20 protein-coding genes and 1 tRNA gene are annotated in these 24,946 nt (G+C 70.9%); 20 read left to right on the top strand and 1 reads right to left on the bottom strand.

Annotation, left to right across the window (positions count from 1 at the left end; all coding sequences use genetic code 11):
- The first annotated feature begins 18 nt into the window (after positions 1-18).
- From H489_RS26545 to mfd, 12 genes are all read left to right on the top strand, one after another.
- Positions 19-1,374 carry an ABC transporter substrate-binding protein gene (locus tag H489_RS26545; protein ID WP_017886764.1) on the top strand — a complete coding sequence of 452 codons (1,356 nt, stop codon included), beginning with the start codon at positions 19-21 and terminating at the stop codon, positions 1,372-1,374.
- The gene (locus H489_RS26540; RefSeq protein ID WP_017886763.1) at positions 1,374-2,396 is read left to right on the top strand and encodes a carbohydrate ABC transporter permease; all 1,023 of its coding nucleotides are present in this window, start codon (positions 1,374-1,376) and stop codon (positions 2,394-2,396) included. Before H489_RS26545 ends, H489_RS26540 begins: the two co-directional genes overlap by 1 nt.
- The gene (locus H489_RS26535) at positions 2,393-3,352 is read left to right on the top strand and encodes a carbohydrate ABC transporter permease (RefSeq protein WP_017886762.1); all 960 of its coding nucleotides are present in this window, start codon (positions 2,393-2,395) and stop codon (positions 3,350-3,352) included. Before H489_RS26540 ends, H489_RS26535 begins: the two co-directional genes overlap by 4 nt.
- Before the next feature lie 73 nt (positions 3,353-3,425).
- A complete protein-coding gene (locus tag H489_RS26530; RefSeq protein WP_017886761.1) occupies positions 3,426-4,265 on the top strand; it encodes a sugar phosphate isomerase/epimerase family protein in 840 nt (279 codons plus the stop codon).
- Positions 4,262-5,521, top strand: a complete 1,260-nt coding sequence (locus tag H489_RS26525; RefSeq protein ID WP_017886760.1) for a Gfo/Idh/MocA family oxidoreductase — start codon at positions 4,262-4,264, stop codon at positions 5,519-5,521. The genes H489_RS26530 and H489_RS26525 overlap by 4 nt, the downstream gene beginning before the upstream one ends.
- Positions 5,518-6,405 (top strand): sugar phosphate isomerase/epimerase family protein, encoded by an 888-nt coding sequence (locus H489_RS26520; protein WP_017886759.1) that lies wholly within the window; start codon positions 5,518-5,520, stop codon positions 6,403-6,405. Before H489_RS26525 ends, H489_RS26520 begins: the two co-directional genes overlap by 4 nt.
- Positions 6,402-7,685, top strand: a complete 1,284-nt coding sequence (locus H489_RS26515) for a mannitol dehydrogenase family protein (protein ID WP_017886758.1) — start codon at positions 6,402-6,404, stop codon at positions 7,683-7,685. Before H489_RS26520 ends, H489_RS26515 begins: the two co-directional genes overlap by 4 nt.
- Positions 7,682-9,034, top strand: coding sequence for a D-mannonate dehydratase ManD (gene manD, locus H489_RS26510; RefSeq protein WP_017886757.1), 1,353 nt, complete (start codon positions 7,682-7,684; stop codon positions 9,032-9,034). Before H489_RS26515 ends, manD begins: the two co-directional genes overlap by 4 nt.
- A 30-nt stretch (positions 9,035-9,064) precedes the next feature.
- Complete coding sequence (locus H489_RS36740; RefSeq protein ID WP_017886756.1) at positions 9,065-9,967, top strand: hypothetical protein; 903 nt, start codon at positions 9,065-9,067, stop codon at positions 9,965-9,967.
- Between the two features lie 230 nt (positions 9,968-10,197).
- A complete protein-coding gene (locus H489_RS26505) occupies positions 10,198-10,821 on the top strand; it encodes a 50S ribosomal protein L25/general stress protein Ctc (RefSeq protein ID WP_017886755.1) in 624 nt (207 codons plus the stop codon).
- Positions 10,822-10,851: 30 nt separating this feature from the next.
- A complete protein-coding gene (gene pth / locus H489_RS26500; protein ID WP_017886754.1) occupies positions 10,852-11,436 on the top strand; it encodes an aminoacyl-tRNA hydrolase in 585 nt (194 codons plus the stop codon).
- 69 nt (positions 11,437-11,505) lie between these two features.
- Complete coding sequence (gene mfd / locus H489_RS26495) at positions 11,506-15,114, top strand: transcription-repair coupling factor (RefSeq protein WP_017886753.1); 3,609 nt, start codon at positions 11,506-11,508, stop codon at positions 15,112-15,114.
- Positions 15,115-15,212: 98 nt separating this feature from the next.
- Here the strand turns inward: mfd and nhaA are convergent, their stop codons facing one another.
- Positions 15,213-16,391, bottom strand: coding sequence for a Na+/H+ antiporter NhaA (nhaA, locus tag H489_RS26490; RefSeq protein WP_017886752.1), 1,179 nt, complete (start codon positions 16,389-16,391; stop codon positions 15,213-15,215).
- 90 nt (positions 16,392-16,481) lie between these two features.
- On the opposite strand from nhaA, the gene H489_RS26485 reads away from it, so the two are divergent.
- From H489_RS26485 to H489_RS26450, 8 genes are all read left to right on the top strand, one after another.
- Positions 16,482-17,177: a MazG family protein gene (locus tag H489_RS26485; RefSeq protein WP_017886751.1), complete on the top strand. Its 696-nt coding sequence runs from the start codon at positions 16,482-16,484 to the stop codon at positions 17,175-17,177.
- 284 nt (positions 17,178-17,461) lie between these two features.
- Entirely contained in the window at positions 17,462-18,706 is a 1,245-nt protein-coding gene (gene hisS / locus H489_RS26480; RefSeq protein WP_031259502.1) for a histidine--tRNA ligase, read from the top strand.
- A 123-nt stretch (positions 18,707-18,829) separates the two neighbouring features.
- Positions 18,830-20,113, top strand: coding sequence for a phosphopyruvate hydratase (gene eno, locus H489_RS26475; RefSeq protein WP_017886749.1), 1,284 nt, complete (start codon positions 18,830-18,832; stop codon positions 20,111-20,113).
- 502 nt (positions 20,114-20,615) lie between these two features.
- Positions 20,616-21,149, top strand: coding sequence for an FtsB family cell division protein (locus tag H489_RS26470; protein ID WP_017886748.1), 534 nt, complete (start codon positions 20,616-20,618; stop codon positions 21,147-21,149).
- Between the two features lie 68 nt (positions 21,150-21,217).
- Positions 21,218-21,766, top strand: coding sequence for a DUF501 domain-containing protein (locus H489_RS26465; RefSeq protein WP_017886747.1), 549 nt, complete (start codon positions 21,218-21,220; stop codon positions 21,764-21,766).
- A 40-nt stretch (positions 21,767-21,806) separates the two neighbouring features.
- Entirely contained in the window at positions 21,807-23,282 is a 1,476-nt protein-coding gene (locus H489_RS26460; protein WP_017886746.1) for an NAD(P)/FAD-dependent oxidoreductase, read from the top strand.
- Between the two features lie 72 nt (positions 23,283-23,354).
- Positions 23,355-23,428, top strand: a tRNA-Leu gene (locus H489_RS26455).
- Positions 23,429-23,545: 117 nt separating this feature from the next.
- Positions 23,546-24,886: a threonine/serine exporter family protein gene (locus H489_RS26450; RefSeq protein WP_017886745.1), complete on the top strand. Its 1,341-nt coding sequence runs from the start codon at positions 23,546-23,548 to the stop codon at positions 24,884-24,886.
- The last annotated feature ends 60 nt before the right edge of the window (positions 24,887-24,946 follow it).

Here is a 24,946-nt window from a genome sequence, read left to right as displayed (position 1 = left end):
CTCGAGGAGGAAACCCCCGTGAAGACGCGAAGACTGCAAGTCCGCACCCTCGTCGGTGCCGTCGCCGTGGTCGCCCTCGCCGCACTGTCCCTGCAGGGATGCGCCGTGGTGAACGGCAGCGGCGACGACCCGAACACCCTCCGCGTGATGATGGGCGCGGACACCACCTACCCCAAGGAACGCAAGCAGTGGCAGCGGGACACCGCCGCCGAGTTCAAGCGCACCACCGGTGCGGACATCCAGTGGGAGACCTACTCGTCCGCGCAGGAGGAACTGACCGCGATCCAGACGAGCGTCATCTCCGGCCAGGGCCCCGACGTCTACGCGATCGGCACCACGTTCACCCCGACCGCCTACGCCACCGGCGCCTTCGTCGAGATGGGCACGAAGGAGTGGGACGCGATCGGCGGCAAGGACCAGTTCGACCCCGCGTCGTTCGGCATCTCCGGTCCGAGTGCGTCGAAGCAGATCGGGATCCCGTTCGCCAGCCGGCCGTTCGTGATGGCCGTGAACAAGGACCTGCTCGCGAAGGCCGGGATCACCGACATGCCCACCACCTGGGACGAGCTGACCGCCGACGCGAAGGCCACCACGGGTGACGGACGGTACGGCATGGCGATCGCCTACGCCGACGGCTTCGACCCGTGGAAGTTCGTGTGGGGGATGGCCCAGAACGCCGGCAACACGATCGTCGACGGCTCGAAGGCCGAGATCGACAGCAAGGCCGTCGAGAACGCCTACCGCACCTACTTCGACTGGGTCAACAAGGACGGTGTCGTCGACCCGGCCGCGATCGGCTGGAACAACGCCCAGGCCCTGGCACAGTTCACCGAGGGCAAGGCCGCGTTCTTCCCGATGACCACCACCACCGCGATCAACTCGTTCAAGGGCACCAAGGTCGACGGCGACTACGAGTTCGCCCTGCTGCCCACCGTCCCCCCGGGTGCGACCGAGCGGCCGTCCGACGGCATCGAGGCCGCCAGCATCCTGTCCGGCGACAACTGGGTCGTCGCCGACTACGGCACCAAGCAGAAGCTGTCGTTCGCGTTCGTCAAGCAGCTCAGCGCCCCGAAGGCGCAGCTCGAGTACTACGACCTGTTCGGCAACCTGCCGACCAACGCATCGGCCGCCGCCGACCTGGCCGCCGACAACCCGCAGCTCAAGCCGATCATCGACGCCGGCCGCCTGTCCAAGCCGACCGCGTTCACCGGCGCCTGGTCCGACATCCAGCTCGCCCTGGTCGACGTGGTCGTGCAGTCGATCCCGTCGCTGAAGTCCGGCGAGGTCACCGACGACCAGCTCCGCAAGCGCCTGCAGGACGCCCAGAAGGACGCCCAGGCCACCCTCGACCGTCAGAAGAACGGAGGTCTGTGATGACCAGCACGCAGACCAGGCCCCGCACCGATTCGGCGCCGCCCCGCCCGGTCCGTCCGGCCGGCAAGACGCCCCTGTACAAACGCGAGCGCCCGCTGTGGATGCTCCTGCCCGGCGGGCTCCTCATGCTCGCCGTCATCGTGGTGCCGCTGGTGGTGGGCTTCTGGATCGCGATGCTCGACCTCGACCAGTACACGCTCCGCCAGTGGTTCAGCGCCCCGTTCGTCGGGTTCGCCAACTTCACCGAGGCGTTCACGAACTCGCCGCTGCTGCACTCGATCTGGGTCTCGGTGTCGCTGTCGGTGCTCGTCACCGCGGTGACCGTGCCGATCGGCGTCGCCGCCGCGATCTCGACGCAGAACCGGTTCCCCGGTCGCGGGCTCGTCCGCTCGATCTACCTGATCCCGTACGTGCTCCCGGCATTCGTCGTCGGCACGTTCTTCCGCACGATGCTCCAGCCGCAGGGGGTCGTGAACTCGATCCTGCACACCGACGTGCTGTGGCTGAACGGCTCGGCGTCGTACTGGGCGCTCGCCGGCGTGATGATCTGGACGAGCTGGCCCTTCGTCTACCTGCTGTCCCTGGCCGGGCTGCAGGCCGTGGACAACGAGGTGCACGAGGCCGCCGCACTCGACGGGGTGACCTGGTGGGCGAAGCTGCGGTACATCATCTTCCCGTACCTGCGCGGCCCGCTGAGCCTCGCGGTGATCATCTCGATCCTGCACAACATCAACAACTTCACGCTGCCGTTCGTGCTGTTCGGCATCCCGCTGCCGTCCAGCGTCGAGGTGATGCCCGTCCTGACGTACATCGCGAGCTTCCAGTCGTTCCGCTTCGGCCTGTCCGCGGCGATGGCGATCTGCTCACTCGTGATCGTCGCGATCCCGCTGTTCGTCTACCTGCGGGCGGTCAAGCTCGACACCGGCGACGACGCCGGCCCCAACCGGAAGCAGCGTCGCGCCGACCGCGCCACGCTCGCCGCCGCCCCGACCGCCGCCGACATCGACGGAGCACGCGCATGACCACCCCGAGCACGTCCTTCAGCACCCCCACCCGCCCCACCGCGACGCTCACCGAGAGCATCACGACCGGCAGCGGCGGACGACGGACCAAACGTCCCTACGACACCGACGTCACCCGCCTGCTGCCGCGCTGGCTGCTCGTCACCGTCATCGCGGTGATCATCGCGTTCATCGCCGTCCCGGTGCTCTACATCCTGTTCGGCTCGGTCAACTCCGACGTCGCGGTCGCCCGCGGCGAGTACTTCCCGTCCGAGTTCACCCTGTCGAACTACGTCGAGATCTGGTCCACCGTCGCCCTCGGCGAGGGACTGGTGAACTCGATGCTCACCGCCGGAGCCGTCGCCGTCGCGAGTGCCGCGCTCGCCGTGTCCACGGCATACGTGCTGGTGCGGTTCCGGTTCCTCGGCCGCCTGACGATCCTCCGCGGACTCCTCGCCCTGCAGTCGATCCCCGGCACGCTCCTGCTGCTGCCGGTCTTCGTGGTGTTCTCGAACATCGCCAGTGCCACCGGCGTGCAGATCATCGGCACCCGGTGGGGCCTGTTCGTCACCTACCTGACGTTCGCGCTGCCGTTCTCGACGTGGGTCATGGTCACGTACCTGCGCGGCCTGCCGAAGGAACTCGAGGAAGCGGCGCGCATCGACGGCGCCAGCTCGACGAAGATCCTGACCAAGATCGTGCTCCCGCTGTCGTGGCCGGGCATCGTCGTGTCCGCGATCTTCGCGTTCCTGCTCGGGTGGAACGACGTCCTGTTCTCCACGATCATGACGACCCCGAACACCCGGACGGTCGCCGTGGTGCTGCAGGTGCTCGGCACCACGCAAGAGGGCGGTGCCGTCCCGATCTACGGCCAGATGATGGCCGCCTCGATCGTGTGTGCCGTCCCCGTCGTCGCCCTGTACCTGATCTTCCAGCGCTACCTGGTCGGCGGTCTGACCGCTGGCTCCGTCAAGTAGGCCGCAACCCAGAACCGGACTGGAGGCCCGTGGCGGCCCCGCCACGCGCCTCCCGTCCGAACGAAAGGACACCATGACCGACCAGCCCACGTGGGAACTCTCCGGTTTCGGCGACGAGATCGACGCCGACCCAGTCGTCCAGGTCGCGGTCCTGCAGGCGCTCGGCGCGAGCGCCATCGAGGTCCGCAGCGCCTGGGGCGTCAACGTCGTCGACCTCGACGACGACCAGCTCGCCGGACTCCACCGGCTGCTCGACGAGCGTGGGCAGACCGTGTCCGCGATCGCCTCGCCGATCGGCAAGGTGCCCGTCGACGAACCCGTCGAGCACGAGGTCGCACGCCTCGCCCGCGCGATCCGTGCCGCGCACGCCCTCGGCACCACGAACATCCGGATCTTCTCGTTCTACTTCGAAGGTCGGCAGCCGGACGACGTCCGCGACGACGTCCTCGTCCGGATGCGGGCGCTCGCCGACCTCGCCGAGCGCGAAGGGGTGACCCTGCTGCACGAGAACGAGAAGGACATCTACGGCGACGTCCCCGCGCGTGTGCTCGACCTCGTCGAGAGCGTCGGTTCGTCCGCGCTCCGACTGGCCTGGGACAACGCGAACTACGTGCAGTGCGGCGTCCGGCCCTTCACCGACGGCTGGGAGCAGCTCGCCCCGTACGTCGACTACCTGCAGGTCAAGGACGCCCTCGCCGCCGACTCGTCGGTGGTGCCGGCGGGCGAGGGCGACGGCGAACTGCTCCAGACCCTCACCGCGCTCCGCGACGCCGGCTACTCCGGGTACGCCTCGCTCGAGCCGCACCTCAGCGACTTCACCTCCCTCGGCGGGTTCTCCGGCCCCGCGGCCTTCGGTCGTGCCGGCCGGGCCTTCCGCACCCTCACCGACCAGATCGGAGTCACCCTGCGATGACCACCCCACTGAAGTTGGCAGTCGTCGGCGCCGGCGTCATCGGCCGCCACCACGCCACCGTCGCCGTGCACCACCCCGACCTGCAGGTCGTCGCCCTCGTCGACGCCGTACCCGAAGCCGCCACGAGCGCGGCCGACGCGATCGAGGCGATGGGCGTCGCCCGTCCGGTCACGACGTCCACCATCGAAGAGGCGATCGACCAGACCGACATCGACGTCGTCGCGATCTGCTCGCCCTCGGGCATGCACGTGCAGCTGGCCGAGGCCGCCCTGGCCGCCGGCAAGCACGTCGTCATCGAGAAGCCGCTCGACACCACGATGCCCCGGGCGCGGCAGATCGCCGCGCTCGCCGCAGCCGCTCGCGACCGCGGGCTCGTCACGAGCGTCATCAGCCAGCACCGTTTCGACCCGGCCTCGGCGGCCGTCGCCCGGGCGGCGCACGACGGCGGGTTCGGCACCGTGACCTCGGGCCTGGCGAGCGTGGCCTGGTACCGGTCGCAGGGGTACTACGACTCCGGTGACTGGCGCGGCACCTGGGCGCTCGACGGCGGCGGCGCGGTGATGAACCAGGGCGTGCACACCGTCGACCTGCTCGTCTGGGCGCTCGGCCGTCCGGTCGAGATCTCGGCCCAGACCGGGCTCCTCGCCCACGACCGCATCGAGGTCGAGGACACCGCGGTCGCCACCGTCCGGTTCGCCGGCGGGGCGCTCGGCGTCGTCCACTGCACGACCGCCGCGTACCCGGGTCTCTCCGCCCGGTACGCCGTGTACGGCACGCACGGGTCCGCGATCGTCGACGACGACCGGCTCGCCTACTTCCACATCGCCCCGGACACCGCGACGCTCGAGTCCGCCGCGACCACGTCGAACGCCAGCGCGGTCGCCGGAGCCGTCGACCAGAAGGACGACGTCGTCCCGCCCGAGCACGTCGTCGGCGGCCCGGCCGAACCCGACCACTTCGCCGCCGGGCACGCTCGGCAGTACACCGACATCGTCGACGCGATCCGGCAGGGCCGCGAACCGGGCGTCACCGTCGACGCCGCCCTGGTCTCGCTCGCCACCGTCCGCGGGCTCTACGTCAGTGCGACGCTCGGACACCCCGTGCGCATCGACGACGTGATCGAGGGCACGTACGACGACGTGGTGCCGGTCGTCGGCGGGGCTGACCGAGGGCAAGGCAGCGCCAGCCCAGCCGACGTGGTGCCGGTCGTCGGCACCCCCGCAACCGCCGCCGCGACCGAAGGAGCCACCCGATGAAGTTCTCCGTGTTCACCGCCTCCACTCCCGACTGGACCCCCGCCGAAGCCGCCGAGACCCTGGCGGCGCAGGGCTGGGACGGCATCGAGTGGCGCGTGGTCGACGACCGCCCGGCCGCCGGCGAAGCCATCCCCGCCGAGCGGTCGTTCTGGGCGGGCAACAACTCGACGTGGCAGTACACCGGCATCCGCGACCGGGTGGGCGACATCGCCCGGATCACCGACGGTGCCGGACTCGAGTACTCGGGCATCGGCGGCTACCAGCCGGCCGCGGACCACGACGGCGTCGAGACGATGCTCCGCGTGACGAGCGAACTCGGGGCCCGCCAGGTGCGGGTCACGATGCCGCACTACCGAGCCGAGAAGGAGCGCACGGGGGAGACGTACGGTCAGCTGTTCGACCGCACCCGGGCCGACCTCGAGTGGGTCGCGTCGCGTGCGTCGGAGCTCGGCGTGAAAGCACTCGTCGAGCTGCACCACATGACGATCACGCCGTCGGCCTCCGCAGCACTGCGGCTGATCGACGGTCTCGACCCCGCGCACGTCGGCGTCATCCACGACCTCGGCAACCTCGTGATCGAGGGGTACGAAGACCACCTCGCCGCCTTCGAACTGCTCGGGCCGTACCTGGCACACGCCCACGTGAAGAACGCCCGCTGGGTCGACACCGGCGACACCCGTGCCGACGGCAGCTCGATCTGGCAGCACGAGTGGGCACCCCTGCGCACCGGCCAGGCGTCGGTGTCCGAGTACCTCGACGCGCTCCGCCAGGTGGGCTACGACGGCTGGGTCACCATCGAGGACTTCTCCACCGACCTGCCGCTCGAGGCCCGCACCGCCGACAACCTCGCCTACCTCCGCTCGCTCGTCCCGGTGACCGCATGACCGATCGCCGACCGGGCATCGTCCACGTGGGGGTGGGCGCGTTCGCGCGCGCCCACCTCGCCTGGTACACCGCCCACACCGACGGCGAACCGTGGGGGATCACCGCCTTCACCGGGCGCTCGCCCGACGTCGCCGACGCCCTCACTGCCCAGGGCTGCCGGTACACGCTGGTCACCCGCGCCGCGTCCGGCGACAGCGCCGAGGTGGTCGACACGATCACGGCCGCCCACCCGGGCAGCGACGACACCGCCTGGAGGCACGTGGTCGCGTCCCCGGAGACGACCATCGTCACGCTGACGGTCACCGAGCAGGGCTACCGGCCCGGTTCCGACGTGCCGACCCGGTTGGTCGCAGGGCTCGATGCCCGCCGCACCGCCGGCTCCGGGCGCATCGCGCTGGTCAGCCTCGACAACCTGACGCACAACGGGGCGGTCCTGCGTGACGCCGTGCTCGACGCCGTCACCGACGACGCCCTGCGCGACTGGATCGAGGCGAACGTCACGTTCCCGAGCTCGATGGTGGACCGGATCACCCCGGCCACCACCGACGACGACGTCGCGCACCTGCCGGAACTGCCGGGTGCGCTCGCCGGCGACCGGGTCCCCGTCGTCACCGAGCCGTTCGCGGAGTGGGTGCTCGAGGACGCCTTCGACGGGATCGACCGCCCGGCGTGGCAGACGGCGGGCGTCCGGATCGTCGACGATGTCACCCCGTACGAACAGCGGAAGCTCTGGCTGCTGAACGGCTCGCACTCGCTCCTGGCCTACCTGGGGCTGCAACTCGGCCACGACACCGTGGCCGAGGCGATGGACGACCCCGTCTGCCGCACCGCCGTCGAGCAGCTCTGGGACGAAGCCGCGCTCGAGCTGCCCCTGCCCGAGGCCGAGGTCACCGACGCCCGCGAGGCCCTGGTCGAGCGGTTCGCCAACCCGCGCATCCGGCACACCCTGCGGCAGATCGCGTCCGGCGGCTCGCAGAAGCTGCCCGTGCGCATCGTCGACGTCGTGCGGCACCGGCTCAGCCGCGACCCCTCGGCCGGCATCGGTGCCGGGGCGGCCACCGCCCTCGCCGCGTGGTGGCTGCACGTCACGGGGCGGCCCGACCTGGTGGACGACCCCGGCGCCCCCGGGCCAGACTCGGACGTGCACGACGTCCTGGCCGTCGTCGCCCCCGAACTCGACACCACCCCCGTGGTCGCTGCCGTGACGGCGGCGGCCGAGGGCATCCGCACCGCCGCGGCAGCAGCCCGCCAGAGCTCCAACGGAGGAGTCCACGCATGACCGACACGAACACCACGAACCCCGCGGCCCCGGTCCCCGGCGCCACCGACAGCGGGCCGGCCGAGACCACCGCCGGCCGTCCGGACACCTGGGCCTCGGCGGACCGCGGGCAGCTGATCGAGCGGGCCGAGGTCATCGTGACGAGCCCGAACCGGAACTTCGTGACGCTCAAGCTCACGACCGCCGACGGCGTCACCGGACTCGGCGACGCCACCCTGAACGGCCGGGAACTCGCCGTCTCCGCGTACCTGTCCGAGCACGTCGTCCCGCTGCTCGTCGGCCGTGATGCCAGCCGCATCGAGGACGCCTGGCAGTTCCTGTACCGGTCGTCGTACTGGCGCCGCGGACCGGTCACGATGGCCGCGATCGCCGCCGTCGACATGGCCCTCTGGGACATCAAGGCGAAGGTCGCCGGGATGCCGCTGTACCAGCTGCTCGGCGGGGCGTCGCGCACCGGGCTGATGGCGTACGGCCACGCCTCGGGCAAGGAACTGCCCGAGCTGTTCGACTCCATCCGAGAGCACCAGGAGGAGGGCTACCGCTCGATCCGCGTGCAGACCGGCGTCCCCGGCCTCGAGAGCATCTACGGCATCGCGTCGAACACGACCACCGAGGGCAACGCCGGCGTCCGGTACGACTTCGAACCCGCCCAGCGCGGTGCGTACCCGGCGATGGAGGACTGGGACACCCGTGCCTACCTGCGCCACGTGCCCACCGTGTTCGAGGCCGTCCGCAACGAGTTCGGCCCGGAGCTGCCCCTGCTGCACGACGGTCACCACCGGATGACCCCGCTGCAGGCCGCGAAGCTCGGCAAGTCGCTCGAGCCGTACGACCTGTTCTGGCTCGAGGACTGCACCCCCGCCGAGAACCAGGAGGCCCTGCAGCTCGTCCGGCAGCACACCACGACGCCGCTGGCGATCGGCGAGGTGTTCAACACCATCTGGGACTTCAAGGACATCATCCGCGACCAGCTCATCGACTACGTGCGCGGTGCCGTCACGCACATGGGCGGCGTCACCCCGCTCAAGAAGACGATGGAGTACGCCGCGCTCTACCAGGTCAAGTCCGGGTTCCACGGGCCGACCGACATCTCCCCGGTGGGCCTCGCCGCACAGATGCACCTCGGGCTCGCGATCCACAACTTCGGCATCCAGGAGTACATGCAGCACGGGCCGCAGACCAACCAGGTGTTCCACCAGACGTTCACGTTCACCGACGGTTACCTGCACCCGGGTGACGAGCCGGGTCTCGGGGTCAGCCTCGACGTCGACGAGGCCGGCAAGTACCCGTACGAGCAGGCGTACCTGCCGTTCAACCGCCTGGCCGACGGCACCGTCCACGACTGGTAGTACCCGGCATCCTGCTGGCACAGTGGTCGCATGGAGTTCGCCGACGTCGCCAGGGAGCTGCTGCTCGTCGCGCCGCAGGACTTCGTCGCCGAGCGCACCGCACGGCAGCGCGCGGTGCGCAAGGACGACCGTGCCCTCGCCACGGCGATCGGGAAGCTCCGGAAGCCCTCACCGGCCGCCTGGGTGATCGACCTGCTCGCCCACGACGGTGCCCTCGACGACGCCGTCGACCTCGGACCGGCGCTCCGCAAGGCCCAAGCCGACGCCGACCCCGACGCGATCCGGACCCTCCGTCGGCAGCGCGCCGAGGTCGTCGACGCCCTCGCACAGGCGGGAGCGGACCTGGCGTCCGACGCCGGACATCCCGTCACCCCGGCGGTGCTCGAGCAGGTCCGGTCGACGATCGGGGCGGCGATGGCGGATCCGCACGCCGGCGCGGCCGTCCGGTCGGGGCTGCTCGTGACGGCGCTCGAGAGCGTGGGGTTCGACGCGGTCGACCTCGACGGGGCGCTCGCGGATCCGGACGCGGTGCCCGATGCCTGGTCCGGCAGCGATGCCCCACCCATCCCCATCTCCCAGGCGAGGGGTGCGCGGAAGGCGAGCCGTGCCTCCAGGCCCGCGCAGCGCGACGCAGCGGAACCGGACGCCGAACCCGAACCGAAGCGCGACCCGGCCGCCGACCGGAAGGCCGCGCGCCAGGCCGAGACCGCAGCGCGCACGGAGTCCCGCGACGCCGACGCAGCACTCGACACCGCCGAGGCCGATCTCGAACAGGCGGAGGAGCGGCGCGCGGAGCTCCAGCGTGCCCTCGAGCAGGCCGAGGCCGAGATCACCCGGCGCGAGGCAGCCCGCGACGAGGCCGAGGCGGCGAGCGACCGCGCGCGGGACGTCCTCCACGCCGCGCAGGAGCACCGTCGGCAGGTCGGCCGTTGAGCGTCGTCGCAGCCGGAGCGGGCAGATCACGGGACGACACGCCCGGACGGCCCTGCTAGACTCAGTCCCTGACTTCGGCGAGGGCTGCGTACGCGCGGCCGTGATCGACGCGGTGGGATACCCGGCAAGACCCTGGGATCGTTCCTCACGCGTGCACGCGTTCGAGTTGCAACACCACAGACCCCCACGATGCCGGCACCCCGGCGTCGTCCCCGACACCAGGAGGCACCATGGCCGACTACACCAAGCTCGCAGCGGAAGTCCGCACCAAGTTCGGCAAGGGCGCTGCTCGCAAGCTCCGCGCGGCCGACAAGATCCCCGCCGTCGTCTACGGCCACGGGACCGAGCCGAAGCACATCTCGCTGCCCGGTCACGAGACCATGCTGCTCGTCCGTACCGCCAACGCGGTCGTCGACCTCGACATCGAGGGTGCTGCCCAGCTCGCCCTCGTCAAGGACGTCCAGCGTGACCCGGTGCGTCAGATCATCGAGCACATCGACCTCGTGGTCCTCCGCCGTGGCGAGAAGGTCACGGTCGACGTGCCCGTCGTCATCGAGGGCGAGTCCTTCTCCGGCACCATCCACGTGCAGGACCTCAACACGATCTCGCTGCTCGTGCTCGCCACCGACATCCCGGAGCACGTCTCCGTGAACGTCGAGGGCCTCGAGGACGGCGTGCAGATCCACGCCTCGCAGCTCGAGCTCCCCGAGGGCGCCGAGCTCGAGACCGACCCCGAGGCGCTCGTCGTCGCGATCGTCACCCCGCGTGGCACCGCTGACGACGACGCTGCGGACGAAGCCTCGGCCGAGGCCGGCGCCGAGTCGGGTGCCGAGGGCGCCGCGGACGCCGAGTAACACCCCCTTCGAAGACATCTGGTCGACGCTGTGACGGACAACATCCTCGTGGTGGTCGGGCTCGGTAACCCCGGGCCCGACTACGCGGGCAACCGCCACAACGTCGGCCAGATGGTCCTCGACGAACTCGCGTCCCGCATGGGTGCGACGTTCAAGAAGCACAAGACGCCGAACCAGGTCGCCGAGGGGCGCCTGGTGCCCGGCGGCACACGACTCGTGCTGGCGAAGCCCGGGTCGTTCATGAACACCTCGGGCGGACCGGTCTCCTCGGTGCTCGGGTTCTACAGCGCCACCCCGGCCGACCTCGTCGTCGTGCACGATGAGCTCGACCTGCCGTTCGACACCGTCCGCCTGAAGGGTAGTGGCGGGCACGGCGGGCACAACGGGCTGCGCGACATCATCAAGGCCACCGGGACGAACGAGTTCATGCGCGTCCGGGTCGGCATCGGGCGTCCGCCCGGTCGGCAGGACCCGGCCGACTACGTGCTGCGTGACTTCTCCGCAGCCGAGAAGAAGACGCTCCCGATCCTGCTGGCCGACGCCGCCGACGCGGTCGAGGCGATCGCCGAGGTCGGCCTGCTCGCCGCACAGCAGCGCGTGCACGCTCCGTCCTGAGTGTTCCGCGCTGTTCGCCCGTCGCGCACGGCGCGGTCGGCGTCGGTGGTGGCCGGTACCATCTCCTGAGTGACGATCTCGGGCATCATCCCTGCGCTCTCGCGCGCCTCCGCCTTCGATCGCGTGCTGCGCGCCGCACCGCGCGACGCCGACTTCTCCGTCGTGGACGGCCTGCGCGTGCCGCTGCTCGGTGCGCTGCTCGCCGAGCGCAACGGTCCGCAGTGCGTCCTCGTCATCACGGCGACCGGGCGTGAAGCCGAAGCGGTCCGCGAAGCGTTCGGCAGCTACGTCCCCGACGCCGAGGTGCTCGAGTTCCCCGCGTGGGAGACCCTGCCGCACGAGCGTCTCAGCCCGAGCCCCCAGACCGTCGGCACACGCATCGCGACGCTCCGCAAGCTCGCTGCCTGGCAGGCGACGGACCCGACCGAGCGGCGCCAGACCGTCGTCGTCGCGAGCGTCCGAGCCGCGCTGCAGCCGATCGCGAGCAACCTGACGTCCCTGGCGCCGGTGGTGCTGCGGACCGACTCGCGTGGCAACGACCTGGCGGCGATCTCGGCGCAGCTGGTGGACCTCGCCTACTCGCGCGTCGACCTCGTCACCCGCCGTGGTGAGTTCGCGGTGCGCGGTGGCATCCTCGACGTCTTCCCGCCGGCGGCCGACCACCCGGCACGTGTCGACTTCTTCGGCGACGAGATCGAGGCGATCAAGGCGTTCTCCGTCGCCGACCAGCGCACCACCGAGGACGACCTCGGTTCGGTCGAGCTGACCGCCTCGCGCGAGCTCCTGCTCAGCGACGAAGTCCGGCAGCGGGCCCGCGAGATGCTGCACGAGTTCCCGAACCTGTCGCAGATGCTCGCGAAGATCGCCGAGGGCATCCCGGTCGAGGGCATGGAGTCGCTCGCTCCGGCGCTCGTGCAGGACCTCGTTCCGATGACCTCCTACCTGCCGGACGACGCCACCATCGCGGTGTTCTCGCCCGAGCGGGTGAACGGCCGCGCGAACAGCCTGGCCGAGACGAACACCGAGTTCCTGCAGGCGGCCTGGAGCGCAGCGGTCGCCGGGGCACAGGCCCCGATCGACCTCGACGCGGGCAACTTCCTGACCGTGCAGCAGCTCAAGAACACCCGCGGGCAGCGCACCTGGTGGACGGTGTCGCCGTTCGACTCCGGCCTCGACGAAGGGGACACCGAGCGCGTCCTCACCGACGCCGAGGCCGCTGCCGAAGCCGGCGAGTACATCCGCGTCCGGGCGGAGGCGGTGCCGAGCTTCGCGGGCAGCGCCGACGGGGCGATCGCGCACGTCAAGTCGCTGACCGACGACGGGTGGGCGGTCGTGGTGACCGCGCAGGGGCAGGGCCTGGTCGAACGTGCGGTGCAGGTGCTGGCCGACGCCGGGGTCGCCGCCCGTGCCGCAGCGGTCGACGCGCCGCCCGAGCCGGGGTTCGCCGTCGTGACGACCGCGACCGTCGAGCACGGTTTCGCCATCCCCGACCCCCGCATCGCGGTCCTGAGCGAGGCCGAGTTCTACGGCCGCAGCGTCCAGCAGGGGGCCCGCACCGTCAAGAAGCTCGCGAGCCGGCGCAAGAACGTCGTCGACCCGCTGCAGCTCAAGCCGGGCGACGTCGTCGTGCACGCGACCCACGGCATCGGCAAGTTCGTCGAGCTCGTCAGCCGCGAAGTGAGCTCGGGTGGACGCAACGCGGTGAAGACGCAGCGCGAGTACCTCGTGCTCGAGTACGCGCCGTCGAAGCGCAACTACCCGGGCGACAAGCTCTTCGTGCCGACCGACCAGCTCGACCAGCTGTCCCGCTACGTCGGTGGTGAGTCCCCGACCCTGTCGAAGATGGGCGGCTCGGACTGGTCCGCCGCCAAGTCGAAGGCGCGCAAGGCCGTCCGCGACATCGCCGTCGACCTGGTCAAGCTGTACTCGGCGCGGATGGCGTCGAAGGGGCACGCGTTCGGTCCCGACACCCCGTGGCAGCGCGAGCTGGAAGAGGCGTTCCCGTTCGCCGAGACCGCCGACCAGCTCACCACGATCGACGAGATCAAGCGCGACATGGAACGGCCGATCCCGATGGACCGCCTGCTCTCCGGCGACGTCGGCTACGGCAAGACCGAGGTCGCGATCCGCGCCGCGTTCAAGGCCGTGCAGGACGGCAAGCAGGTCGTCATGCTCGTCCCGACGACCCTGCTCGTCCGCCAGCACATGGAGACCTTCCAGGAGCGCTTCGCCGGGTTCCCGGTGCACCTGCGCGCCCTGAGCCGGTTCCAGACCGAGAAGGAGTCGAAGGAGACCATCGCCGGGCTCGCCGACGGCACGGTCGACATCGTCATCGCGACCCACCGGATCCTGTCGCAGGGCATCACGTTCAAGGACGTCGGTCTCGTCATCATCGACGAGGAACAGCGGTTCGGCGTCGAGCACAAGGACCAGCTCAAGAAGTTCAAGACGAACGTCGACGTGCTGGCGATGTCGGCGACCCCGATCCCGCGCTCGCTCGAGATGGCGGTCACGGGCATCCGCGAGATGTCGACCCTGGCCACCCCGCCAGAGGACCGGCACCCCATCCTGACCTTCGTCGGGCCGCAGTCCGACCTGCAGGTCGCCGCCGCAATCCGCCGCGAGCTCCTGCGTGAGGGCCAGGTGTTCTACGTGCACAACCGGGTGAAGGACATCCAGTCGGTCGCCGCACACCTGGCCGAGATCGTGCCGGACGCCCGCATCGCCGTGGCGCACGGGCAGATGTCGGAGACCACCCTCGAGCAGGTCATGGTCGACTTCTGGGAGCGTCGCTTCGACGTCCTCGTCTCGACGACGATCATCGAGACCGGTCTCGACATCGCGAACGCCAACACGCTCATCATCGACAAGGCCGACAAGTACGGGCTGTCGCAGCTGCACCAGCTGCGCGGTCGGGTCGGCCGTGGCCGCGAGCGCGGGTACGCGTACTTCCTCTACGACTCCGACAAGCCGCTGTCCGAGACCGCGCAGGACCGCCTCGAGACCATCGCCGCGAACAACGAGCTCGGTGCGGGCATGCAGGTCGCCATGAAGGACCTCGAGATCCGCGGGGCGGGCAACCTGCTCGGTGGTGAGCAGTCCGGCCACATCGCGGGTGTCGGGTTCGACCTGTACCTCCGGATGATCGGCGAGGCGGTGTCGCAGTTCCGTGGCGACGTCGCCGAGGGGCAGACCGAGCTCCGCCTCGAGATCCCCGTCGACGCGCACATCCCCGAGGACTACGTCGAGTCCGAGCGGCTCCGGCTCGAGGCGTACCAGAAGCTGTCGGCGGCCTCGGCTCCGACGGCGCAGCCGAACGCGATCGACATGGTGCTCGACGAGCTCACCGACCGCTACGGGCAGCCGCCGCAGGCCGTGCAGACCCTGGTCGAGGTCTCCCGCCTGCGTCGGATGGCGCAGCAGGTCGGCTTGTCCGACGTCGTCGTGATGGGTTCCAACCTGCGGGTTGCCGGCAAGGAACTCGCCGACTCGTCACAGGTGCGCCTGAAGCGCATGTTCCCGGGGGCGCGCTGGTTCCCGCAGCAGAACGCGTCGAGCATCCCCGTGCCGCGCCCGCACGACCAGGCGCTGCCGGACGACGCCCTCATCCAGTGGGTGGAGAGCATCCTCACCGCCGTGTACGGGGCGACGACCCCGGCGGAGGCGCCGGCCGCGTAGACGCGGCCCGTCACGGACTGGTCCACGGCGCGCACGCCGCTCGCGACGATCCACGCGTCGAACGACGCGTGCCGTGTCGCGGAACGGGTGCGAAGCCGCTACTCGGTGTCCTCGGCCTCGGACAGTTCGCGGCGCGCGCGGTACGCCCGCGCACGCAGGGTGACGACGACCGCCGACGCGACGATGGCGATGCCCGATCCGACGAGCACGGCGAGGACGCCCTCGTCGAGGATCTCCTCGTTGCGGGCGAACGCCAGCTCGTTCATGAGCAGCGACACCGTGAACCCGATGCCGCCGAGCACGCCGACGGTGATGATCGAGAAGAACGACAGCGACGAGCGGCCGGGGGAGCGGAAGATCCGCGTGGCGATCGTGCCGAACAGGGTGATGCCGATCACCTTGCCGACCGGTAGCGCGAGGACGACCGCCCAGAACGTGGGCGAGAGCTCGCTGATGCCGACCGCGGGGATGATGACGGCGGCCGACGCGAACGCGAACACCGGCAGCACGATCGCGTTCGACCACGGCTCGACGTTCTCGTGCAGGGTGTGGCCCGGACGGCGGGGCAGCACGAGCCCGAGCGCGACGCCGGCGATGGTGGCGTGCACACCGGAGTGGTAGACGAGCCACCAGGTCAGGAGCCCGACGACGACCATCGCCACGATGAGCAGCGTCTGCCCGGATCGCCCCGGACGGAGCATCCGGCCGAGCAGCCAGAACACCGCGAGCGTGACGACGGCACCGGCGAGGGCCAGGAAGTCGGTGTCGTGGGCGAACACCACGGCGATGATGATGATCGCGATGAGGTCGTCGAGGACGGCCAGCGCGAGCAGGAACACCCGGATGCCGCTCGGCAGCCCGCGACCGAACATGGCGAGCACCCCGAGCGCGAACGCGATGTCCGTCGCCGTCGGGATCGGCCACCCGTGCGTGTACTGCGTGCCCGCGGTGACGAGCAGGAAGATGCCGGCCGGGACGAGCACACCGCCGACCGCGGCGATGGCGGGGATGATCGCGGTCTTGGGGTTCGACAGCTCACCGTCGACGAGTTCCTGCTTCAGCTCGATCGCGACGAGCAGGAAGAAGACCGCGAGCAGGCCGTCGCTGATCCAGTGCGCGATCGACAGGTCGAGGCCCAGCGCACCGAGCGGCAGGTGCGCGTCGAGGAGCCGTTCGAGGCCGGGGCCGATCGGGGAGTTCGCCACGACCAGGCCGAGCACGGCGGCGGTGAGGAGCGCGATGGCGCTGAAGCGGGGGGAGCGGACGAGGGACGACATGGATCTCCGTCTCGAGGGGTCGGGTGAGTGTCCGTCGACCAGACTTCCCGACACACCACCGCCAGTCTACGGGAGTGGGACCATGGCCGGATGACCGCCGTACCGGACCTCGTGACCGTCGTCGACCGCCTGCTCGCCGAGGACGGCGGGTGCGTCTGGAACCGGGCGCAGACCCACGCCTCACTCGCCCGGTACGCCGTCGAGGAGTCGTACGAACTCGTCGACGCCATCGACGACGGCGACCCGGCCGACGTCCGCGAGGAGCTCGGCGACCTGCTCTACCAGGTGGTCCTGCACGCGGGGATCGCCGCCCGGGCGGGGGACTTCACGCTCGAGGACGTCGCCGCCGGGGTGCGTGACAAGATGACCAGGCGGCACCCGCACGTGTTCGGTGACGAGACGGCGGACACCGTCGAGGACGTCGTGCGGGTCTGGCGTGCGGCGAAGGCGTCCGAGAAGGCGAGCCGGCGGAGTGCGTTCGACGGGGTGCCGCGGGCGATGCCGCCGCTGGAGCGTGCGGTGAAGCTGTTGGAACGGCTGCAGGAGCGTGGGGACGCCGACGCGGTCGTCGCCTCCGTCGTCGGGGCCGGTTCCGGCGTCGGCCTGGAGGCCCGTGGTGCGTCCGCCGCGCTGGCGGCGGACGACGGGGTGGGCACGGCCGACCCCGTGTGGGGGCGAGCGGTGCTCGGGGAGATCGCGGCTGCGGCGGGGCTCGGGGTGGACCCGGTCGCGAGTCTGCGCGCCGCGGTGACGGAGCTCGAGGAGGCCGGTCGCGCTGCAGAGTGATCCCGGGTGCGCGAGGTCGCTCCGGGCTCGGAGGATCCGGGCGGGAGAGAACGGGCGCCCTCCCAACCCGAAAAAGAGAGGGCGCCCGTGAGCGGGCGTCGGCTCCACCAGGGAGAGGGGCCGACAGGGAAGCCCGCTCGAACCGCGGGACGCACTGCAGCACGTCGCCCCGCGAACGATCCGGAACGTGGATCAGGCACGATCCGGACCGAGGTTCTGCATGCAGTATGCCAGTGGATCGGAAGGCGCGCAAGCCGGGGCGGCCGTCTGCCAGAATTGGCCGCATGGCAACGACCGTGACGGCACCCCGTGGCATGCGTGACTTCCTCCCGGCGGACAAGGCCCGGCGCGAGCACGTGCTCGGTGTCGTGCGGGACGTCTACTCGCGGCACGGTTTCGACGAGATCGAGACCCCGGTGGTGGAGGACGCTGCGCGGCTGCACTCCGGGCTGGGTGGCGACAACGAGAAGCTGGCGTTCGCGGTGATGAAGCGCGGGCTGACCACCGAGGACCTGCAGGGCGCCGAGGCCCCGCTGGACCTCGCCGACCTCGGTCTGCGGTTCGACCTGACCGTTCCCCTCGCACGCTTCTACGCCTCGCACCGTGCGGAGCTGCCGTCGGTCTTCCGTTCCGTGCAGATCGCCCCGGTCTGGCGTGCCGAGCGTCCGCAGAAGGGCCGCTACCGCCAGTTCGTGCAGTGCGACATCGACATCCTGGGGGAGCCCGGGCAGCTCGCCGAGATCGAGCTCATCCGCGCGACGACGGCGGCCCTCGACGCCCTGGGTGTCAGTGGCACGACGATCCGGATCAACGACCGCCGGATCCTCCTGGCACTCCTCGCGTCGTGGGGGATCACCGAGCCCGCTGCTGCCGACCGCGCGCTCATCACGATCGACAAGCTCGACAAGGTCGGCGCGGACGGCGTTGCGGCGGAACTCCGCAGCACCGTGGGCGCCGACCTGCCCGGGCTCGAGGACACCATCCGTGCGCTCGAGGCCGCGGACTGGACGTCGGTCGAGGGCGCGCCGTGGCTCGACGCCGAGGCCTTCGCCGACCTGCTCCGCCTGCGCGAGGCGCTGCCCGGGGTGGACCTGCGGTTCGACCCGACGCTCGTGCGCGGCATGGGCTACTACACGGGCACGATCTTCGAGGTCGCGCACCCCGACTTCGGCTACAGCCTCGGTGGCGGTGGCCGGTACGACGGCATGATCGGCCGGTTCCTCGGGCAGGACGTCCCCGCCGTCGGGTTCTCGCTCGGCTTCGAACGGCTCGTCGACCTGGTGACCCTGCCGGAGTCGGCCGAGGCCGACGCCGTCGTGCTCGTGTACGACAAGGACGTCGACCCGGTCCGGCTCGCCGCGCTGAAGACCGAGGCGCTGGCGTCCCACCGGCGCGTCCGGCTCGAGCGCCGCACGAAGAACACGAAGAACCTGCTCGCCGGCCTCGCCGCGCAGGGCTTCACGGCATTCGCGACCGTCTCGGCCGACACCGCGTCGCTCGAGGGCGTCGCGTTCCGCCCGCTCGACTGAGCACCCAGTCCCCGTTCCAGCACGGACTCGTCCACAGGTCGGCGTCACGGCCGACGTCGTGTTCACCTCCGCTCGCTAGGATCGACACCGCAATCACCACAACCAATGTGTAGGGAGTACCCCGTGGCCCTGATCGATGCCGTAGGCGCACGCGAAGTCCTCGATTCCCGAGGCAACCCGACGGTCGAGGTCGAGGTCCTCCTCGACGACGGCGTCGTGTCCCGCGCGCTCGTCCCGTCCGGTGCATCCACCGGCGCGTTCGAGGCGTACGAGCTCCGCGACGGCGACGCCTCGCGCTACGGCGGCAGGGGCGTGCTCAAGGCCGTCGACGCCGTCCTCGACGAGATCGGCCCGGCGCTCGAGGGCTTCGACGCCACCGACCAGCGCCTCGTCGACGCCGCGCTCATCGAGCTCGACGGCACCGAGAACAAGTCCCGCCTCGGCGCGAACGCGATCCTCGGTGCCTCGCTCGCCGTCGCCCGTGCCGCAGCCGACTCGGTCGACCTGCCGCTGTTCCGCTACCTCGGCGGCCCGAACGCGCACACGCTGCCCGTCCCGCTGATGAACGTCGTCAACGGCGGTGCCCACGCGGACACCAACGTCGACATCCAGGAGTTCTTCCTGGTGCCGTACGGCGCCGAGTCCTTCTCCGAGGCACTCCGCTGGGGCGTCGAGACCTACCACGCCCTCAAGGGCGAGCTGAAGAAGCAGGGCCTGGCCACCGGCCTCGGCGACGAGGGTGGCTTCGCGCCCGAGCTCGCGTCGAACCGCGCCGCGCTCGACTTCCTGCTCACCGCGATCGAGAAGGCCGGCTACACGCCCGGCAAGGACATCGCCGTCGGCCTCGACGTCGCGTCCACCGAGTTCTTCTCGGACGGCAAGTACCAGTTCGAGGGCAAGCAGCTCTCGAGCCAGGAGTTCACCTCCTACTTCGCCGAGCTCGTCGCGAACTACCCCCTCGTCACCATCGAGGACCCGCTGGCCGAGGACGACTGGGAAGGCTGGTCGCACCTGACCGCCGAACTCGGCGACAAGGTCCAGATCGTCGGCGACGACCTGTTCGTCACGAACCCGAAGCGTCTGCAGCGGGGCATCGACGAGAAGGCCGCGAACTCGATCCTCGTCAAGGTCAACCAGATCGGCACGCTCACCGAGACCCTCGACGCGGTCTCGCTCGCGCACCGTCACGGCCTGACCTCGATCCTGTCGCACCGCTCCGGCGAGACCGAGGACACCACGATCGCGGACATCGCGGTCGCGGTCGACGGTGGTCAGATCAAGACCGGCGCCCCGGCCCGCTCGGACCGTGTCGCGAAGTACAACCAGCTGCTCCGCATCGAGGAAGAGCTCGGCGACGCCGCGGTGTACGCCGGCCGTTCGGCCTTCCCGCGCGCCGCTTCGCTGTAACCAGGCCGGCCAGCAGCACCCGCACCACCGAGACGCCGTCCTCCTCCACGAGGACGGCGTCTCGTCGTGTGTGCGGCCCCGGAGTGCCGAGCGGTCAGCACGCGCCGTGCGGTCAGGACGTGCCGAGCGGTCAGGACGTGCCGCGCGCGCTGCGTCGAGTGGTCACGAGTCGTCGGCTGGCCCGGGCCCGGACGACAGGACGTGACCACCGGACGTGCGTCGGGCGGTGTGTGGTGACCACTCCGAGTGCGGGGCGGACGGACGGGCCGGAGCCGTGCCTCCCGGCTGCCTCGATCGGACCCGGACCCGCCCGCCGTCGGCGTGACGCCGTCGTGTCAGCCTGACGCCGCGAAGTCCGTGAGACGCCGCCGGATCCGGAGGCGTCTCGACGAGACGACGGCGTCTTCTGGTGGGCAGCACCGTGGGACGCGAGACGCTGAGAGGGCGCCGAACGGCCGCGTGCCGGGCTGCCCGACCGACCAGCGCGGGTTATCGTCGGACCGTGCCCAGCCAGAAGCCCCGCGTCCGCCGCGTCCCCGTGGCGATGCCCGACGGCAGCACGCCCGCGCACCCCTGGTACCGCTCGATCCACTTCTCCGGGTTCAGCCTGCTCATGCTCGCGATCATCGTGCTGTTCGTGGTGGTGCTCGCGCCCTCGCTCCGGACGCTCATCCAGCAGCAGGAGCAGATCGCCCAGCAGCAGCAGGAGGTCGCCAACCAGAAGGCCGACGTCACGCAGAAGAAGCAGGACGTCGCGCGCTGGGACGACCCGGCCTACATCGAGGCGCAGGCCCGCGACCGGCTGCTCTACGTGTACCCGGGCGAGGAGAGCTACCTCGTGATGGGCACCGAGGACAAGCGGGCCGCGAAGACCCCGACCACCGAATCCGGCACCCCCGTGAGCGCCAAGGTGCAGACCCCCAAGGTCGACTGGGTGCAGGCGATGCTCTCGTCGGTGCTGCAGTCCGGACTGACGGACGAGCGTGCTGCCGACCTCGTCGCCCCCGACGTCTCCGGTACCGGCGACAGCAAGTAGTCCGAGGCGCGGAGCCGTCCGGGCCGACGGTGCGCGGGGTTCCGCTTCTCCGGTAGGCTCACGTTCCCGTGACGACCCCTCCCTTCGACCCGCCCTCCGAACGCGACGTCCAGGTCGTGTCGGCGCAGCTCGGCCGACCGGCACGTGACGTCATCGGGATCGCGGCACGCTGCGTCTGTGGCAACCCCACCGTCGTCTCCACGAAGCCCCGGCTGTCGAACGGCACCCCGTTCCCGACGTTCTACTACCTGTGCCACCCCGCGGCCACCGCTGCGGTCAGCACCCTCGAGGCCAACCAGGTCATGCCCGAGCTGGCAGCCCTGCTCGAGGACCCCGAAGTCGCCGCGCAGTACCGCGCGGCCCACCAGGCCTACCTGGCCGACCGCGAGTCGATCGAACACGTCGACGAGATCGACGGCATCAGCGCCGGTGGCATGCCCACCCGCGTGAAGTGCCTGCACGCCCTCGTCGGACACGCCCTCGCCGCCGGACCCGGCGTCAACCCCATCGGCGACCTCGCGCTGGAGCGCGCGGACTGGTCGCCCTCCCGGTGTGTGTGCCGGGCGTATGATGACGGTGCAGACGCTGGAGTCGGGGCGGGTGGCGGCGAAGTCTGACCCGACTCCCGCACACCCCCATCCAAGGAGATCATCCCCCGTGCCCAAGATCCTCGTCGTCGGCGGCGGTTACGCCGGTTTCTACACCGCATGGAAGCTCGAGAAGCACCTTCGCCAGGGCGAAGCCGAGGTCGTCATGGTGGACCCGCTGCCGTACATGACGTACCAGCCGTTCCTGCCCGAGGTCGCCGCCGGTTCGATCGAGCCGCGTCACGCGGTCGTCGCGCACCGCCGTCACCTCAAGAAGACGCGCGTCGTCACGGCGAAGGTCACCAAGGTCGACCACGCCACCAAGACGGCGACGATCACCCCCACCGAGGGCGAGGCGTGGGAGGAGTCCTACGACCAGATCGTCATGACCGCCGGCGCGGTGTCCCGCACGTTCCCGATCCCGGGCGTCGCGGACGAGGCCATCGGCCTGAAGACCATCGAGGAAGCCGCGTCCATCCGTGACCGCATCCTCAGCAACTTCCACAAGGCGGCGAACCTGCCGGCCGGTCCCGAGCGCGACCGCCTGCTCACCGTCGTCGTCGTCGGTGGTGGCTTCGCCGGCATCGAGGTGTTCGCCGAGCTCCGCTCCTTCGTCACCGACCTGCTGAAGAGCCACCCGCAGCTGTCCTTCGACGACACGCACTTCCACCTGGTCGAGGCGATGGGCCGCATCATGCCCGAGGTCTCGCTCGAGACCTCGCACTGGGTGCTCAAGAACCTCGCCGAGCGCGGCGCGACCGTGCACCTCGAGACGCAGCTGGCCTCGGCCGTCGGCGGCGTCTGCGAGCTCAAGACGAGCGACGGCGCGATCGAGACGATCCCGTCCGACCTCATCATCTGGACCGCCGGCGTCATGGCGAACCCGATGGTCAAGGGCACCGACTTCCCGCTCGAGCAGCGCGGTCGCATCCGCGTGCAGCCCGACCTGCGCGTGGTTGACGACAACGGCGTGATCGCCGACGCATGGGCCTGCGGCGACGTCGCAGCCGTGCCGGACCTGACCGGGGGCGGTGTCGGCGGGTTCTGCGTGCCGAACGCCCAGCACGCCGTGCGCCAGGCCAAGCAGCTCGCGAAGAACGTCGTCGCGACCATCCGTGGCGAGGCGACGACCGACTACAAGCACGAGAACCTCGGTGCCGTCGCGGGCCTCGGCCTGGGAACCGGTGTGTTCCAGTCCGGCAAGTTCGCCATGAAGGGCTTCCTGGCCTGGGGCGCACACCGCGGCTACCACGGCCTGGCCATGCCGTCGTGGGAGCGCAAGTGGCGCGTCATCGGCGACTGGGTCGGTGGCTTCTTCCTGGGCCGCGACATCGTGTCGCTCGACGACCGCGAGACCCCGCGTGCCGCGTTCGAGGCGTTCGCGTCCCGTCCGAAGCCCGCTGCCGAGGCCCCGGCTGCGCCCGCCGCAGCCCCCGCTCCGGAAGAGGGCAAGGTCGCCGGTGCCGCCGGCCCCGTCTACGGCGAGCCCGCGAAGGACGTCTCCAACGCCCCCGAGCCGGTGACGGCCCCGGCCGACGCCAAGTAGCACCGCTCGCCACGAAGGCGGTCACCCCGTGCGGGGTGACCGCCTTCGTGCATCGGTAGGCTGTTGCGGCCCGCCCCCGTGGCCCAATCGGTAGAGGCACGCGACTTAAAATCGCTGAGTTGTGGGTTCGAGTCCCACCGGGGGTACCGACTTCGAGAACCGACACACGACGTACAATCGCTGAGTTGTGGGTTCGAGTCCCACCGGGGGTACCAATTACCGCGCACCCCGCGGAACCCGCGCGACCAGTAGCATCGACGATCGTGGTCGGACTCGGAAGCGCACTCGCCAACCTGCAGAACGCCCTCCGCCGACCGGAGGCCCACGTCGAGGTCGTCGACGGCGAGAGCGTCCCGGTCGGCATGCTCCTCGGCACCCTCGGTGCGCTGCTCCTGGACGCCGGCAGCTCCGTCACCGACGTCCGGTCGGCGCTCGAGAAGGCCCGGGACGCCGCCGGGGTCGGACCGACGCTCGCGATCGGCGTCCTGCCCGCCCTGGTGATGGTGAGCGAGGTCTCCACCGGCGCCGCCACCATCGTCAACGCCGAGGGCATCGAACTGTCCTCCCGCCAGGCGGCTCGTGCGAACCGCGTGGTGCTCGGGCTCGAGAGCGGCTCCATCGCCCTCGCCGAGATCCCCGCCCGCGTCCGGGCCATCCGCGCCGGCACCGTCCCGCCGCCCGCCCTGCCGTGGATCCTCGGCAACGCCCTGACCTCGGCCGGTCTGGCCGTCGTGTTCCGCTGCCCGTGGTGGGCGATCGTCCTGGCGCTCGTCGTCGGTGGGCTGGTCGGGGTGATCGGCCTGGTCCTCCGGCGCTTCCGTGAGGCCGTGGCGATCATCCCGTTCCTGGCCGCGTTCGTGTCGACGGCCATCGTCGGCCTCGTCGCCGCGGGTGCCGGGTTCGAGCAGGTCCCGCTCTTCGCCGTGTGCGCTCCGGTGGCGGTGTTCGTCCCCGGCGCCCTCATCACCAATGCCCTGCTCGAACTCACCGCCGCGGACATCGTCACCGGGTCGTCGCGACTGGTGCAGGGCCTCATCATGCTCGGCTTCATGGCCGCCGGCATCGCGTCGGGCAGTGCCCTGACCGGGCTGCACGTGGACCCGTCGTCGGCAGCGCTCGTGGGCGAGGTCGCGGGCGTCGGCACGGACCTGGCCGGCTGGGAGGCCGTGCCGGTCTACTGGGTCTCGTGGGTGGCGGTCGTGGTGCTCGCGGTCGGACTCGGCCTGGTGTTCCGGTCCGGGTGGCGCCTGACGCTCGTGTCGGTGGCGGTCATGGTCACCGCCTACGCCGTGGTGAGCGGGACGACGCCGCTCTGGGGCAGTGTCGTCGCGACCGGTGCCGCAGCGGCGCTGCTCTTCGTCGCGACACGGTTGCTCGAGCGGCTGGTGCCGGCGATCCCGGCGACGGTGTCGTTCTTCCCGGCGTTCCTGCTGCTCGTGCCGGGGACGGTCGGGCTGGTGGCGGTGGCCACCTTCGACCCCGAGGCGCTCGCCACTCCGCTCGCGACCTTCGTCAGCCTGTGCATCGGGACGAAGATCGGCGGGCTGCTGCCCGGCCTCTTCGCCCGCAACGCGCCCCGGCGCGCGGTGGACGCGACCGGCTGACGGACGGCAGGCGTGGGGCGGCGTCACCACGGGCCTCCAGGCCGTCGCCGTCCGAGCACC

Source organism: Curtobacterium flaccumfaciens UCD-AKU, from assembly GCF_000349565.1.
GTDB lineage: Bacteria > Actinomycetota > Actinomycetes > Actinomycetales > Microbacteriaceae > Curtobacterium > Curtobacterium poinsettiae.
This window is presented reverse-complemented; position numbering and strand designations above follow the sequence as displayed.